We start from the raw sequence: 14,627 nt of genomic DNA, 5'->3' as shown, positions 1-14,627 counted from the left end.
GTCCCCACTCCTTACTGTGTCCTCGGTTCCAGTTGGTGCACCGGAGCCGGTACGGCCGCCTGTTCGGCGAACCGTCCGGCCGCCTCGGCGATCAGGTCCACCGAGTCGTCCGGCTTCAGTGCGGCCGCGCGCAGATGGTCGAACATCAGCCCGTAGCGCCGGACGTCTGTGGGTTCCTCCAGGTAGAGGCCGCTGGACGTGCTGTCGTCGACGTAGACGACGTCCGGGTCGGCCTGCTCGGGGAACCCCATGATCAGGAAGGGGCCTTCCATGCCCGGGTGCGCGCCGGCGCCGAACGGCACGACCTGGATGGTCACGTTCGGCTTCTCGGCGACCGCGACCATGCGGTAGAGCTGCTCGGCCATCACCTCGGGACCGTCGACGACCCGGCGCAGCACGGCTTCGTCCATCACCGCCCAGTACTCCGGCGGCGGGGTGTCGGAGAGCAGCTCCTGGCGGGCCATCCGGGCGGCGACGCGGCGGCGGATCTCGGCGTCCTCGGCGTCCGGCCGCAGCGCGCGGATCACCGCGCGGGCGTAGCGCTCGGTCTGCAGCAGCCCCGGCACCAGCAGCGCCTGGAACGCGCGCAGCGAGCTGGCGTCGGCCTCGAGCCCGACGAACGTGCCGGTGAAGACCTCGTTGTAGGCGTGCCACCAGCCGCGCTTGCGGGCCTCCCTGGCCAGCTGGACGAGCGCCTCCTGCTCGTCGCCGGTGATGCCGTAGAGGGCCAGCATGTCGCGGGCGTCGCGCGGGGTGACCCCGACGTGCCCGGTCTCGATGCGGCTGATCTTCGACGCCGAGCACTCGAGCTTTTCGCCGACTTCGTCGATCGTCAGGTCGGCGGCTTCGCGCAGCCTGCGCAGCTCGCCCGCGAGCCTCCGGCGGCGAACCGTGGGGCTCTGTCCCCTTGCCATGGCGCACCTCCGGGATGTCGGCGGCGTCGTAGCCGCTCGCTCGCTGCCAGTATCCAACATGAACGGTCGAGTAATCGCACGGCACCGATTACCCGACCCGGTCCCGCGCCGCTTCTGCAATTTGCAAAATGCTTCTGTATGCTCGCACCCTGCGCGACGACAGGACGCGGCCAGGGCACGGCGGGCCTCTCCCCCAGCCCCGCGCCGAGCCTGTGATCAGCGTAGACGATGACCGGGCGGGATGCCGCGCGGTCGTCGGCGAAAGAGGCCCGGGGCCGTCCCCCGATCGGTCCCGGACCTCTTCCCCGGCCTTGGTGCCCTATTGGCAGAATGATTATTCCGCCCATTTGTCGCCCGTAAGGGTGATTTCCCGACCGGCGTCAGAGGACGCGCAGGAGTCCTTCTTGGACGACCGTCGCGATGAGCGTGCCGTCCTCGGCGAAGAACCGGCCCGTGGCCAGCCCCCGCGCGCCCGACGCCGTCGGCGAGACGCTGTCGTAGAGGAACCACTCGTCGGCGCGGAAGGGCCGGTGGAACCAGAGCGCGTGGTCGAGGCTCGCGCCGAGCACCTTGTCGGTGTCCCAGTAGACGCCGTGGCGCGCGAGCACCGAGTCCAGCAGCGTCATGTCCGAGGCGTAGGTCAGCACGCAGACGTGCAGCAGCTGCTGGTCGGGCAGCTTCCCGTCGGCGCGCATCCACACCTGGTTGCGCGCGGGCAGCTCCCCCGTCTCGCGGGTGACCCACGGCGGCTCGTTGACGTAGCGCAGGTCGATCGGCCGCGGCCGGCTGTGCGCGCCGATCGCGTAGCCTTCGGCGCGTTCCATCAGCGTCGGCAGCGTCTCCGGCGCCGGCACGCCTTCCGGCATCGCCTCGGCGTGCTCGATGCCCGGCTCGTCCTTCTGGAACGACGCCGACAGCGAGAAGATCGCCTTGCCGTGCTGGATCGCGACGACCCGGCGGGTGGTGAACGACCGGCCGTCCCGGATGCGGTCGACCTCGTAGATGATCGGCACGCTGGGGTCGCCGCCGCGGATGAAGTACGCGTGCAGCGAGTGGACCCGGCGTTCCTCGGGGACCGTCCGCCCGGCCGCGACGAGCGCCTGGCCGGCGACCTGCCCGCCGAACACCCGCACCGGCGAGTGCGCGGGCGAGACGCCGCGGAAGATGTTCTCCTCGATCTTTTCCAGGTCGAGCAGCGCGATCAGGCGGTCAAGCACCGGCTGGCCGCCACCCGGGAGCTCCGGCTCGGTGGCGGCCGTCCTGGCCATTTCAGTCATGGCCAGACCCTATGTGCTGCGGGGGCGGGACGTCCCTTATGCGTGGTCGTCTTCACCGAGGCGGTGCACGTGGATCAGGTTGGTCGAGCCCACGGTGCCCGGCGGGGAGCCGGCCACGATGACGACCAGGTCGCCCTTCTGGTACTTGCCCATGTCGAGCATGGCGTGGTCGACCTGCTGGATCATCTGGTCGGTGGACTCGACGCGCGGCACGATGTGGGTGTTGGTGCCCCAGGTCATCGCGAGCTGGCTGCGGACGCACTCCTCGGGCGTGAACGCCAGCAGCGGCAGCCGCGTGTGCAGCCGCGCCAGGCGGCGCACGGTGTCGCCGGACTGCGTGAAGGCGACCAGCGCCTTGGCGTTGAGCCGCTCGCCGATGTCGCGGGCGGCGTAGGAGATCACGCCGCGCTTGGTGCGCGGGACGTGCGTCAGCGGCGGGACGACCGGCGAGTCGGTCTCGACGGCCTCGATGATCCGGCCCATGGTCTGCACTGTCTCGATCGGGTACCGGCCGACGCTGGTCTCACCGGACAGCATGACCGCGTCGGTGCCGTCGAGGACCGCGTTGGCGACGTCGGAGGCCTCGGCGCGGGTCGGCCGGGAGTTGTTGATCATCGACTCGAGCATCTGCGTCGCGACGATGACCGGCTTCGCGTTCTCGCGGCAGATCTGGATGGCGCGCTTCTGCACCAGCGGGACCTGCTCCAGCGGCAGCTCGACGCCGAGGTCGCCACGGGCGACCATGACGGCGTCGAAGGCCAGCACGATGGCCTCGAGGTTGTAGACGGCCTCGGGCTTCTCGATCTTGGCGACGACCGGCAGGCGGCCCTTGCCGACCCGGTCCATCACCTGGTGGACCAGGTCGATGTCGGCGGGCGAGCGGACGAAGGAGAGGGCGATGAAGTCGACGCCCAGCTCGAGCGCGAACTCGAGGTCCTCGATGTCCTTGTCGGAGAGGGCGGGCACGGAGACGTCCATGCCGGGCAGCGAGACGCCCTTGTTGTTGCTGACCGGGCCGCCTTCGGTGACCTCGCAGACCACGTCCGGGCCCTCGACGCCCTTGACCACCAGGCCGACCTTGCCGTCGTCGACGAGCAGCCGGTCACCGGGCTTGGCGTCCTTGGCCAGGCCCTTGTAGGTGGTCGAGACGCGGTCGTGGGTACCGGCGACGTCCTCGACGGTGATCCGGACGACGTCGCCGTTGTGCCACTCGACGGGCCCCCCGGCGAAGGTGCCCAGCCGGATCTTCGGGCCCTGCAGGTCGGCGAGGACGCCGACCGCCCGCCCGCTCTCGGCGGCCGCGGCCCGGATGAGGTCGTAGACCTCCTTGTGGTCGCTGTGGCTGCCGTGGCTGAAGTTCATCCTGGCCACGTCCATGCCAGCGTCGACGAGGGCCCGCATCTTCTCCGGCGTGGCGGTGGCGGGGCCCAGGGTACAAACGATCTTCGCGCGTCGGCTCACGTTCGCACAGCGTAGTCCCTTCTCGCGCGTTCGTCTGTACCGATCCCGAAAAGTTCAGAAAAACTGTTCAGAAACCGGCCTCGTCCAGGGGCCGTCCCCTGGGTTGCACCACTGGGGTCGGCGGCGACGCGGCGGTTGGGGGGCGTCCGCGCGGCCGGGCTGGGTGTTGTCGGGGGCACCCGGCGCAGCAGGCAGGCCAGCCGGCACCACTAGGCAGGCCCGGCGTCCGGCGCGGCCGGGCGGCGATGGGCACCCCGGCGCGGCGCGCAGGCCGGGCCGGCGCAGCTAGGCAAGCCCAGGCGCCCAGCCGGCGGGGCAGGCATCCGGCGCGGCCGGGCGGCGATGGGCAACCCGGCGCGGCGCGGCCGGGTGCGACTCACCTAACGGCGAGGCTGCTCACTGGGCCCGACCCGGTCCCGGGCCCACTCGTTGAACTCGCGCACCTGCCGCCAAGCCTTCCGCACCCGCTCGAGGGCGCCCCGCTCGTGCAGGACGTCGTCCGGCTCCCAGACGCGGACCGCGTACACCGAGCGGTAGCGCAGCAGGTCGAGGCGGGGGTGGTCGGCGTCGAACCCGCGGGGCTTCGACTTCAGCCGGTCGCCGCGGATCTCCCAGCCCGCCCGGCGGAGCTTGGCCAGGATCTTCTCCAGCGCCTCGCCGTGCAGCTCGGTGTCGACGGCCTTCCGGAACCGCGCGATCTGGTCGGCCGCCAGGTGGAAGCAGCCACCGCCGACGCGCAGGCCCTCCGGACCGACCTCGACGTAGTAGGCGCCGCCGCCGCGGCCCTGCTCGATCACCGCGCCGCAGTGGGTCTTGTACGGCGTCTTGTCCTTGGCGAACCGGACGTCGCGGTAGGGGCGGAACACCTTGGGCTCGCCGAAGCCGTCGGAGAACTCCGGCGCCAGCTCCGCGAGCAGCGCCTCCATCGGCGCGCGGACGTCGGACTTGTAGGTCTCGACGTGGTCGTCCCAGTAGGGCTTCGAGTTGTCCTCGACGAGGCCGTCGTAGAAGTCGACGGCGTACTCGCCGAATCCGCTGAACTTCACGCGGTGGACGATAAACGGGGGCACCGACAAGTTTCGCCGGTGCCCCCGTCGCACTACTGCACTACTTCGCGACGGCCGTGATCAGCTCGCCGTCGGTGGTGTCGCCGGACAGTTCCCAGAACATCGCGCCGCCGAGGCCCCGCTGCCGGGCGTAGGAGACCTTGCCCGCGATGGTCGACGGGGTGTCGTAGCTCCACCAGTTGCCGCCACACCTGGCGTACGCGGTGCCGGCGACCGTGCCGGTCGACGGGCACGAGGACTTGAGCACCTTGTAGTCCTCGATGCCCTGCTCGTACTTGCCCGGCGCCGGGCCGGTCGCGGTGCCGCCCGGCGCGTCCTGCGTGACGCCGGTCCAGCCGCGGCCGTAGAAACCGATGCCCAGCAACAGCTTGCCCGCCGGGACGCCCTTGCCCTTCAGCTTCTGGATCGCCGCGTCGGAGTAGAACCCGGCCGTGGGGATGCCGGAGTACGACGTCAGCGGCGAGTGCGGAGCCGTCGGGCCCTGCGCGGCCCACGCGCCGAAGTAGTCGTAGGCCATCACGTTGTACCAGTCGACGTACTGCGCGGCCCCGGCGTAGTCGGCCGCGTCGATCTTGCCGCCGTCGGTGCCGTCGGCGGTGATCGCCGACGTGACCAGCTGCGAACCGAACTTGGCGCGCAGGGCGGCCATCAGGTTCTTGTAGGCCGCGGCGCCGCTGGTGTCACAGGACAGGCCGCAGGCGTTGGGGTACTCCCAGTCGATGTCGATGCCGTCGAAGACGCCGGCCCAGCGCGGGTCGTTGACGAGGTTGTAGCAGGAGTCCGCGAACGCGGCGGGGTTCTGCGCGGCCTGGCCGAAGCCGCCGGACCAGGTCCAGCCGCCGAACGACCAGATCACCTTGAGCCCGGGGTGCTTCGCCTTCAGCTTCTTGAGCTGGTTGAAGCTGCCGGCGAGGGGCTGGTCCCAGGTGTCGGCGACGCCGTCGACGCTGCCCGCGGCGTCGTAGGTCTTCTGGTAGTCGGCGTAGGCGTCGCCGATCGCGCAGCCGCCGTTCGTGACGTTGCCGAAGGCGTAGTTGATGTGGGTCAGCTTGCTCGCCGAACCGGAGGTTTCGATGTTCTTGACGTGGTAGTTGCGGTCGTAGACACCCCACTCGGTGAAGTAGCCGACCACTTTGCCGACGGACGCCTCGGTGGCGGCGGTGGCCACCGGAGCGGCCGCGGCTCCCGCGACGAGGCCCGCGGCGGCCGCCGCGGTCAGCAGCGCCGAGAAGCTCTTCCTGCGGAAACGGGACATGTGTTCTCCCTTCGGAGAATTACTCACGGCGACGGTGCCGGAGTGGTGAGGACCACACCACCGTAAGTGGACTAGACCACTAGGTCAATGGTTCAGACCAAGTCGGCGCGTCGTGCATTCCTTGACAGGAATATGCCCGGCGGAGCACATTTCGGGGGTGATGCAGACGTTCGAGGTGCTGGCCGAGCCCCGCCGCCGCACGATCCTGGACCTGCTGCGCGACGGCGAGCGGTCGGTCGGCGAGCTGGTCGACGAGCTGTCCCTCAGCCAGCCCGCGGTGTCCAAGCACCTGCGGGTACTGCGCGAGGCCGGGCTCGTGACGGTGCGGGTGGCGGCCCAGCGAAGGTGCTACGCGCTACGGCCGGAGCCGCTGGCGGAGGTCGACGCGTGGCTGGCGCCGTACCGCGCCTTCTGGTCGGACCGGCTCGACGCGCTGGAACGCCGGCTGGAGGAGACCGACCCCCGCTGACCGCAACGGATGTCAGGCCTCCGCGGGTGGGTCGAAGACGATCCCGCGGTCCGCGGCCCGGCGCTCGCCCCACTCGTACAGCGCCTGCAGTGCCGGGCGCAGCTCCTCCCCCACCTCCGTCAGGTGGTACTCGACGTGCGGCACCCGGCCGTCGAACTCCACGCGGCGCACGATGCCGTCCGCCGCCAGCTCGCGCAGCTGCTGGGTCAGCATCTTCTCGCTCACCCCCGGCATGCGCCGCCGCAGTTGGCCGTAGCGGTGGGCGCCCTCCTTGAGGTGCGCCAGGATCACCGGCTTCCACTTGCCGCCGATCAGGTCGACCGCCAGCTCCGTCGCGCAGTGGTACCGCTTCATCTCGCTCCTACGCACCGGAAAGTACGTGGTTGCCCGCCCGGAAAACCACTGGTTGCCTGAGCGGGTGATCGTGCCAGAAACCCCCACCCTGTACGACTGGGCCGGCGGCCACGAGGCCCTCGTCGAGCTGCTGACGATCTTCTACGGCCACGTCCTGGAAGACCCGCTGCTCGAACCCGTCTTCCGCGGCATGGACCCGGACCACCCCAAGCACGTCGCGGTGTGGCTCGGCGAGGTCTTCGGCGGCCCGGCCGAGTACTCCGCGAGCCACGGCGGCCACGCCCACATGGTCGGGCGCCACCTCGGCCGCGGCATCACCGAAGAGCAGCGCCGCCGGTGGGTGAACCTGCTGCTCGACGCCGCCGACGAGGCCGGCCTGCCCGCCGATCCCGAGTTCCGCGCCGCGTTCGCCGGCTACCTCGAATGGGGCAGCCGGCTGGCCGTCGTCTTCTCGGCGCCCGGTGCCGAACCGAACCCGGACGAACCCGTGCCGCACTGGGACTGGCCGATGCCGCCCTGGCAGCCACCCGCGTCCTAGCCGCATAGTGAGGGCAGCCGGAAAGGAGGCTGCCCTTGATCCGGGTGGACGGCCGGACCCTCAGGTGCGCCGACGTCGTGACCGCGGCGCGCACCGACGGGCCGCTGGGTATCGACGTCTCGATCGCCGCCATGCGCGCCGCCGAGCACGCGTGGAAGCTCGCCGAGGACCTCAGCACGCGGCGGGTGGTCTACGGCCGCACGACCGGCGTCGGCGCCAACAAGGACGACACCGTCGAAAGCTCGCGGGAGCACGGCCTGCGCCTGCTGCGCAGCCACGCGGGCGGCAGCGGCGAGGAGATGCCGCCCGGCCAGGTGCGCGCGATGATGCTGATCCGCCTCAACCAGCTCCTCGCCGGGCGCTCGGGCATCAGCCCCGAGCTGATCGGCGCGCTGGCCGAAGCCGTGCGCACCGGCGCGCTGCCGCTGGTGCACCGGCTCGGCGCGATCGGCACCGGCGACCTCGCGCCGCTGGCCGAGACCGCGCTGGCGCTCACCGGCGAACGCGCCTGGGTCGGCGGGCACGTCCCGCCGGTGCCGGTGCACGCGGGCGACGCGCTGGCGTTCATGAGCAGCAACGCCGCGACGCTCGCCGAAGCGACCCTCGCGGCGATGCGGCTGGACACGCTCACGCGCGCGAGCCACGCCGTCGCGGCGCTGACGTACGTCGCGCTCGACGGCAATCCCGAGGCCTATGCGACGCCGGTGCACGAAGCGCGTCCCCACGCCGGTCAGGTCGCGTGCGCCGCGGAAATGCGGCGGCTGCTGGGCATGCACCAGACGCCGAAACCGGGGCGCCGGATCCAGGACCCGTTCGGGCTGCGGGCGTTCCCGCAGGTGCAGGGCCCGGCGCTGGACGCGATCCACTACCTGCGGGACGTCTTGGCCGTCGAAATCAACGCCAGCACCGAGAACCCGATGATCTCGACGGTCCACGGCGACGCCTACCACCACGCGCACTTCCACACGGCCTACGTGTCGACGGCGCTGGACCAGGCCCGCGCGACCGTGCACCAGGTGGCGGAGCTGTCGGTGGCCCGGCTGGGCGACCTCGTCGAGCCGGAGTTCACCGGGCTGCGGCCGTTCCTCGCGGCGGGCCCGGCGGGCAGCTCGGGCGTGATGATCCTCGAATACGTCGCCCACGACGCGCTGACGGAGCTGCGGCAGGCGGCGCTCCCGGCGACGCTCGGCACGGCCGTCGTGTCGCGCGGCATCGAGGACCACGCGAGCTTCTCGACGCAGGCGGCCCGCGCGGCGACGGCGGCGTGCGCGGCCTACCAGCAGGTCCTGGCGTGCGAGCTGGTGGCGGCGGTCCGGGCGCTGCGGATGCGGGACGCGGACCTGGTGGACCTGCCGGTGCGCGACGCCTTCGAGAGGGCGTCCGAAGTGCTGGACGCGAGCGTCGACGACCGGCCCCTGACCGACGACATCGCCGCCGCGGTCGGCGTCCTGGACACCCTCGCCCGGATCTAGCGTGAACTCGAACCGCCCGAACCGCCAATAAGGGCAGCAGGTGGCGGACGACAGGCAGGCGGTTCATGAGTTCACCAGGCGCGGCCGTCGACGACGCGGCGATCATCGCGGCGTCGCTGCGGCACCCCGAGCGGTTCGCGGCGGTCTTCGACCGCCACGCCGCGCACATCCACCGGTACCTGGCCCGGCGGCTCGGCGGCCAGCTCGCCGACGACGTCATGGGCGAGACGTTCCTGGCCGCCTTCACCGGCCGCGGCCGGTACGACCCGGCCTTCCCGGACGCGCGGCCGTGGCTGTACGGCATCGCCACCAACCTGGTCGGGAAGCGCCGTCGCGAGGAGGCACGCGAGTACCGGCTGCGCGCCGCGCTCGGCCCGCCCGACGCGCAGGAGGGGCACGCGGACCGGGTGGCCGCGCGGGTGAGCGCGCAGGCGATGAACGACCGGCTCGCCGCCGCGCTGGCCGGGCTCGCCAGGGGCGATCGCGACGTCCTGCTGCTGATCGCCTGGGAGGGACTGGCCTACGACGAGGTCGCGGCGGCGCTGGGCATCCCCGTCGGCACCGTCCGGTCGCGCCTGAACCGGGCCCGCAAGAAGGTCCGCGCGGAACTCGCGCCCGCCGAGGAGGTCTCGAACCGTGGATGAGATGCAGCTGCTGCGCGACTTCGCCGGACCGGCGAACCTCCCGGCGCACGACGACCTCGCCCGGCAGCGAGCCGAGCTGCTCGCCGCCACGACCGCGCGCCGGCCGGCTCGGCGCTGGGTGTGGGGCTCGGTCACGGCCGCCGGGCTCGCCGCGGCCGCCACCGCCGTCATAGCGCTCGCCCCGACAGCGCCGCCGGCCCCACCGGCGGCTGCCGGTCCCCAGGAAATCCTGTACCGGGCCGCCGCGGCGGCCCGCGCCCTGCCGGACGCCGAGCCCCGGCCGGACCAGTTCCTCTACACCAGGACGCGGCTCGCGGACGGCCGGGAGAACGAGTTCTGGGCGTCGGCGGACGGAACCCGCGACGGGTTCGAGATCCTCTTCGGCCACGAAACGGAGATCGCGGGCTGCCGCGACGGGAAGCGCGTGCGGAAGGACCACGGGCGCACGGTGACCAGCCGGTGCGAACCGCGTCCGGCCGCCCACCCGGACCTGCCCACGGACGCCGACGCCATGCTCGCCTACCTGCACCGCAGCACCTACGGCGAAGGCGACACCCGGCACGACCTCGGCCGCGAGGTCGTCGACCTGGCCGGCGGCTACCTGCGGCCGGCGGCGCGGGCCGCGCTCTACGAAGCCGTGGCGAAGGTGCCGGGCCTGGTCGCCCGCACCGACGCGAAGGACGCCACCGGCCGGGCCGTCCTGGGCATCACCTGGGACAGCACGACCGAGCACGGGATCGGCAACCAGGACGAGTTCCTGTTCGACCCGGTCACCTTCGCCTACCTCGGCGACGGGACGACCGGCGTGGTGGTCGGCCAGGGGATCGTCGACGAAGTGCGGCAGCGGCCCTGAACGCGCGAAGGGCCGCCCCGGAACTCCGGAGCGGCCCTTCGCGGCAGCGAACTCAGCCGAAGAAGACTTCGGCTTCCTGGTAGCGCTCGGCCGGGACCGTCTTCAGCTCGGCCGTCGCCTCGGACAGCTTCACGCGGACGATGTCCGTGCCCTTCAGCGCCACCATCACGCCGAAGTCGCCGTCGGCCACCGCGTCGACCGCGTGCAGGCCGAAGCGGGTCGCGAGGACGCGGTCGTACGCCGTCGGGGTGCCGCCGCGCTGGACGTGGCCCAGGACCACCGCGCGGGACTCCTTGCCGGTGCGGTGGGCGATCTCGTCGGCCAGCCAGGTGCCGATGCCGCCGAGGCGGACGTGCCCGAAGGCGTCCTTCTCGCCGGTCAGCAGCTTCTCCTCGCCGCCCTCGGGCAGCGCGCCCTCGGCGACGACGATGATCGGCGCGTACTCCTTCTCGAAGCGGCTCTCGACGTAGGAGACGACCTGGTCGACGTTGAAGTGCTTCTCCGGCACCAGGATGACGCTCGCGCCGCCGGCCAGGCCGGAGTGCAGCGCGATCCAGCCGGCGTGCCGGCCCATGACCTCGACGACGAGGGCGCGGTGGTGCGACTCGGCCGTGGTGTGCAGCCGGTCGATCGCCTCGGTCGCGATGGAGACCGCCGTGTCGAAGCCGAAGGTGTAGTCGGTGGCGCCGAGGTCGTTGTCGATCGTCTTGGGCACGCCCACGACGCCGACGCCGTCGTCGGTCAGCCGCTTCGCGACGCCGAGGGTGTCCTCGCCGCCGATCGCGATCAGGGCGTCGACGCCCTGGTCGGCCAGGACCTGCTTGATCTTGTCGACACCGCCGTCGACCTTGTAGGGGTTGGTGCGCGAGGACCGCAGGATGGTGCCGCCGCGGGTCAGGATGTCTTCGACGTCGTTGAGGCCGAGCGGACGGCTGTCCCCGGTCAGCGGGCCGTTCCAGCCGTTGCGGAAGCCCACGAAGTCCCAGCCGTGCACCTCGATGCCCTTACGCACCACGCCGCGGATCACCGCGTTGAGCCCCGGGCAGTCGCCGCCGCCGGTCAGCACACCGACACGCATGAGAAGCCTCCGTTTGTTCTCTGGAGATGACAGTCACATTTCGTCAAGCGCCAGCGTAGCGGCAAACGTCTTGATCGGTGCAGCCCGGACCACCTGCCGAATCGGTCCGGCTCCGGCGTGTGCTACCTTGACGGCGTGCAGCGCTATTTCTGGTTTACGAAGCCGGCCCCGGGTGGGCACGGCGGCGTGAACCTGCGCTGACTTCCACCCCGAGCCGGATCTCCAAACCGGCTCGGCGAATCTTCCGCGGGTCGGTGTCCACCAGGAAGGACCACCCCCGCGATGACGCTCTCCGCCGGACCCGCCACCATCGGCGACCTCGACGCCGCCCGCACGACGTCGATCAGTCCGCTCATTTCGCCCGCGCTGCTGCGCGAAGACCATCCCGTCGGCCCCGCCGTCGCCAAAGTCGTGCGGCAGGGCCGCGCCGAAACGGTCGACATCCTCGACGGCCGCGACGACCGGCTGCTCGTGGTCGTCGGCCCGTGCTCGGTGCACGACCCGGAAGCCGCGCTCGACTACGCCCGCCGGCTGGCCGCGAAGGCCGACGAGCTGCGCGACGAGCTGCACATCGTGATGCGCGTGTACTTCGAGAAGCCGCGCACCACGCTGGGCTGGAAGGGCCTGATCAACGACCCGGACCTCGACGGCACGTTCGCGGTCAACAAGGGCCTGCGGCTGGCGCGCAAGCTGCTGCTCGACGTCTCCGAGCTGGGCCTGCCGGTCGGGTGCGAGTTCCTCGACCCGATCACGCCGCAGTTCATCGCCGACATCGTGACGTGGGGGTCGATCGGCGCGCGGACCGCGGCGAGCCAGGTGCACCGCCAGCTGTGCAGCGCGCTTTCGATGCCGGTGGGCATCAAGAACTCGACGGAGGGCGACGTGCAGGTGGCGGTCGACGCGACCCGCGCGGCGGCGGCGAGCCACGTGTTCCCGGGCATCAACACCGACGGGCTGGCGGCGCTGCTGACGACGTCGGGCAACCCGGACTGCCACGTGATCCTGCGCGGCCACAACGGCGGCCCGAACTACGACGCCGCAACGGTGGCGGACACGTTGGGGCGGCTGGCGAAGTCGGGTCTGCCGGAGCGGGTGATCGTCGACGCTTCGCACGGCAACAGCGGCAAGGACCACGTCCGGCAGGCGGCGGTGGTCCGCGAGCTGGCCGCGCGGATCGGCGCGGGTGAGCGCGGGATCGCGGGGCTGATGATGGAGAGCTTCCTGGCGGCGGGCCGGCAGGACCTTTCACTGGGGCACCCGGAGAAGCTGACGTACGGCCAGTCGATCACCGACGCGTGCTTGGCGTGGGACGACACGGCTCCGCTGCTGGACGAGCTGGCGGAGGCGGTGCGGGCGCGCCGCTGAGAGGTCCCCGGCCTGGGGGTCCCCCGGTTTTCACGTTACCGGGGACCCCCGACAGTTTCGGGCGGTCAGCGCAGCAGCGGCAGCGACCCGACCAGCCGGTCGACGCGTTTGCGCGGGCCGTACAGGGCGACGCCCACGCTGTCCAGGTCCGCGGTGGCGGTGGCCGCCACCTTGGCCGTGTACTCCTCGTACGTGCGGCAGCTCTGGGCCAGCGCGCTGAAGGCGACGAAGAAGATCTCGTCGTCTTCGGCGGCGGCCCGGACGATGGCGGCGACCGCGTCGCGCGGTGCCGTCAGGATCGGCAGCGGCACGTGGATGATCCCGGGATGCGTCACTCCGTCGGCGTCCTCGACGTCGGCGCCGACCAGGCCGTCGACCCGGTGCCCGAGGGTCACCGACAGGACGCCCGCGGCATTGGCCGCCAGGCCCACGGGCAGCTCCGCGCCGACCACCACGGCGCACTTGCGCCGGGCCGTCACTTCCGGCTCCCGAGGAAAACGCCGGCGAGCACGACAGCTCCACCAGCCACCTGCCACCAGGACAAGCTCTCCCCCGCCAGCAGCACCGCCCACCCGAGCCCCGCCACCGGGACCACGTTGAGCAGGTTGACCGCGACGCCCGGCTCCAGCCCGCGCAGCCCGTGGTTGTACAGCAGGAACGCCGCCACCGAACAGAACCCCGCCAGGAACCCGATCCGCAGTACCGTTCCGCCGGACGGGACGCTCCACCGGGAAGTCTCCGTCAGCGACAGCAGGACGAAGCCGCCCGCGCCCGCCAGCGTCTGGTAGTACGTCACCACGATCGGCGACGCTTCCTCGCGTCGCGCGACCACGTTGTAGGCCGCCCACGCGAAGCCGCCCGCGACCAGCAGGACGTCGCCCCACAGGTGGTGGCCGCCTGGCTGCTCCCGCACCACCAGCCACACCCCGCAAACCGCCACCAGCATGCCGGTCAGCCGGACCGGGGAAAACGCCGCGCGGCCGGACAGGACCAGCGTGATGATCGGGTAGGCGGCCACGATCAGCGTCGCGTCGGACGCCGTCGCCAGGTCGACGCCCGCGTTCTCCAGCGCGAAGTACGCCGTGATCCCGAGCAGGCCGGCGAACCCCATGGACAGGCGTTGCCGAAGGGACGGCCGGGGCAAGCGGCGCGCCAGGACGCCGAGGACGGCCGCCGCGAGGACGAACCGCAGCGCCCCGAGGGTCATCGGCGGGACCTCCGCCAGTGCCACCTTGGTGACCGCGAACGAGCTGCTCCAGATCAGCGCGGCGGCCAGGACGGCGGCCACCGAGAGGCGCCGTGTTTCCGTGATCATGGCGCGAGGCTAAGCAACGAACGGACCGCACCCGACGAACAGCGTGTTAGATTCGGCGTCTTACCGAAAACACCGAATTCCGCACCACCGCGGGGAGAGCACGGGCCCGATGGACGAACTGGATTCGGCGCTGCTGACCCTGCTGCAGGAAGACTCCAAGCAGACGAACAAGGAGCTGGCGCGCAAGCTGCACATCGCGCAGTCGACGTGCCTCGAACGGGTCCGGGAGCTGACGCGGCGCGGGATCGTGCGCGGGCACCACGTCGAGGTCGACCTCAAGAAGATCGGCCGGCCGGTGCAGGCGATGGTCGCGGTGCGGCTGCGCCCGCCCGACCGCGCGGTGATCGAATCGTTCCGCGCGTTCGTGGCCGGGCTGCCCGAGGTGCTGTCGGTGTTCGTGATGTCCGGCAGCGACGACTTCCTGCTGCACATCGCGGTCGCCGACAACGACCACCTGAGCGGGTTCGTCCTCGACCGGCTGACCCAGCGCAAGGAGATCGTCGACGTCCGGACGTCGGTGATCTTCAGTCACGTCCGCCGCACGGTCGTCACGCCGGTGGACTGA

The 14,627-nt window shown here is 71.7% G+C and carries 16 protein-coding genes; 7 read left to right on the top strand and 9 right to left on the bottom strand.

The window, feature by feature from the left end; translation table 11 throughout:
- Nucleotides 1-11: 11 nt before the first annotated feature.
- The 5 genes from AB0J40_RS01320 to AB0J40_RS01300 all read right to left on the bottom strand — a co-directional run bounded on the left by AB0J40_RS01320 (nucleotide 12) and on the right by AB0J40_RS01300 (nucleotide 5,974).
- Nucleotides 12-914, bottom strand: coding sequence for a helix-turn-helix transcriptional regulator (locus AB0J40_RS01320; protein ID WP_086678774.1), 903 nt, complete (start codon nucleotides 912-914; stop codon nucleotides 12-14).
- 380 nt (nucleotides 915-1,294) lie between these two features.
- Nucleotides 1,295-2,191, bottom strand: a complete 897-nt coding sequence (locus AB0J40_RS01315) for an acyl-CoA thioesterase II (protein ID WP_364445907.1) — start codon at nucleotides 2,189-2,191, stop codon at nucleotides 1,295-1,297.
- A gap of 36 nt (nucleotides 2,192-2,227) precedes the next feature.
- On the bottom strand, nucleotides 2,228-3,652 hold the full coding sequence (gene pyk / locus AB0J40_RS01310; protein ID WP_364445905.1) for a pyruvate kinase: 1,425 nt from the start codon (nucleotides 3,650-3,652) through the stop codon (nucleotides 2,228-2,230).
- 380 nt (nucleotides 3,653-4,032) lie between these two features.
- Complete coding sequence (locus AB0J40_RS01305; RefSeq protein ID WP_364445903.1) at nucleotides 4,033-4,698, bottom strand: DUF2461 domain-containing protein; 666 nt, start codon at nucleotides 4,696-4,698, stop codon at nucleotides 4,033-4,035.
- 61 nt (nucleotides 4,699-4,759) lie between these two features.
- Entirely contained in the window at nucleotides 4,760-5,974 is a 1,215-nt protein-coding gene (locus tag AB0J40_RS01300) for a glycoside hydrolase family 18 protein (protein WP_364445901.1), read from the bottom strand.
- A 160-nt stretch (nucleotides 5,975-6,134) separates the two neighbouring features.
- Between AB0J40_RS01300 and AB0J40_RS01295 the strand changes: the two genes are divergently transcribed.
- Nucleotides 6,135-6,443 carry a metalloregulator ArsR/SmtB family transcription factor gene (locus AB0J40_RS01295; RefSeq protein ID WP_364445900.1) on the top strand — a complete coding sequence of 103 codons (309 nt, stop codon included), beginning with the start codon at nucleotides 6,135-6,137 and terminating at the stop codon, nucleotides 6,441-6,443.
- A 12-nt stretch (nucleotides 6,444-6,455) separates the two neighbouring features.
- On the opposite strand, the gene AB0J40_RS01290 is transcribed toward AB0J40_RS01295, so the two are convergent.
- On the bottom strand, nucleotides 6,456-6,797 hold the full coding sequence (locus tag AB0J40_RS01290; protein WP_364445898.1) for a helix-turn-helix domain-containing protein: 342 nt from the start codon (nucleotides 6,795-6,797) through the stop codon (nucleotides 6,456-6,458).
- A gap of 64 nt (nucleotides 6,798-6,861) precedes the next feature.
- Between AB0J40_RS01290 and AB0J40_RS01285 the strand changes: the two genes are divergently transcribed.
- The 4 genes from AB0J40_RS01285 (at nucleotide 6,862) to AB0J40_RS01270 (ending at nucleotide 10,304) form a co-directional block, all read left to right on the top strand.
- On the top strand, nucleotides 6,862-7,335 hold the full coding sequence (locus AB0J40_RS01285) for a group II truncated hemoglobin (protein WP_364445897.1): 474 nt from the start codon (nucleotides 6,862-6,864) through the stop codon (nucleotides 7,333-7,335).
- Between the two features lie 35 nt (nucleotides 7,336-7,370).
- A complete protein-coding gene (locus tag AB0J40_RS01280) occupies nucleotides 7,371-8,807 on the top strand; it encodes an aromatic amino acid ammonia-lyase (RefSeq protein WP_364445895.1) in 1,437 nt (478 codons plus the stop codon).
- 65 nt (nucleotides 8,808-8,872) lie between these two features.
- Nucleotides 8,873-9,451 carry an RNA polymerase sigma factor gene (locus tag AB0J40_RS01275; protein ID WP_364445893.1) on the top strand — a complete coding sequence of 193 codons (579 nt, stop codon included), beginning with the start codon at nucleotides 8,873-8,875 and terminating at the stop codon, nucleotides 9,449-9,451.
- 1 nt (nucleotide 9,452) lies between these two features.
- On the top strand, nucleotides 9,453-10,304 hold the full coding sequence (locus AB0J40_RS01270) for a CU044_5270 family protein (RefSeq protein WP_364447255.1): 852 nt from the start codon (nucleotides 9,453-9,455) through the stop codon (nucleotides 10,302-10,304).
- A gap of 52 nt (nucleotides 10,305-10,356) precedes the next feature.
- On the opposite strand, the gene AB0J40_RS01265 is transcribed toward AB0J40_RS01270, so the two are convergent.
- The gene (locus tag AB0J40_RS01265; protein ID WP_364445891.1) at nucleotides 10,357-11,382 is read right to left on the bottom strand and encodes a 6-phosphofructokinase; all 1,026 of its coding nucleotides are present in this window, start codon (nucleotides 11,380-11,382) and stop codon (nucleotides 10,357-10,359) included.
- A 282-nt stretch (nucleotides 11,383-11,664) separates the two neighbouring features.
- On the opposite strand from AB0J40_RS01265, the gene AB0J40_RS01260 reads away from it, so the two are divergent.
- A complete protein-coding gene (locus AB0J40_RS01260) occupies nucleotides 11,665-12,747 on the top strand; it encodes a 3-deoxy-7-phosphoheptulonate synthase (RefSeq protein WP_364445889.1) in 1,083 nt (360 codons plus the stop codon).
- A 65-nt stretch (nucleotides 12,748-12,812) separates the two neighbouring features.
- On the opposite strand, the gene AB0J40_RS01255 is transcribed toward AB0J40_RS01260, so the two are convergent.
- The gene (locus AB0J40_RS01255) at nucleotides 12,813-13,226 is read right to left on the bottom strand and encodes a DUF2000 domain-containing protein (protein WP_364445887.1); all 414 of its coding nucleotides are present in this window, start codon (nucleotides 13,224-13,226) and stop codon (nucleotides 12,813-12,815) included.
- Complete coding sequence (locus tag AB0J40_RS01250; protein ID WP_364445885.1) at nucleotides 13,223-14,062, bottom strand: DMT family transporter; 840 nt, start codon at nucleotides 14,060-14,062, stop codon at nucleotides 13,223-13,225. The genes AB0J40_RS01255 and AB0J40_RS01250 overlap by 4 nt, the downstream gene beginning before the upstream one ends.
- A gap of 109 nt (nucleotides 14,063-14,171) precedes the next feature.
- Here AB0J40_RS01250 and AB0J40_RS01245 point away from each other — a divergent pair, with 109 nt between their 5' ends.
- The gene (locus AB0J40_RS01245) at nucleotides 14,172-14,627 is read left to right on the top strand and encodes an Lrp/AsnC family transcriptional regulator (RefSeq protein ID WP_364445883.1); all 456 of its coding nucleotides are present in this window, start codon (nucleotides 14,172-14,174) and stop codon (nucleotides 14,625-14,627) included.

The organism is Amycolatopsis sp. NPDC049691, from assembly GCF_040675005.1.
GTDB lineage: Bacteria > Actinomycetota > Actinomycetes > Mycobacteriales > Pseudonocardiaceae > Amycolatopsis.
Note: the sequence above shows the minus strand (reverse complement) of the source record. Positions and strands in the feature narration are given on the sequence as shown.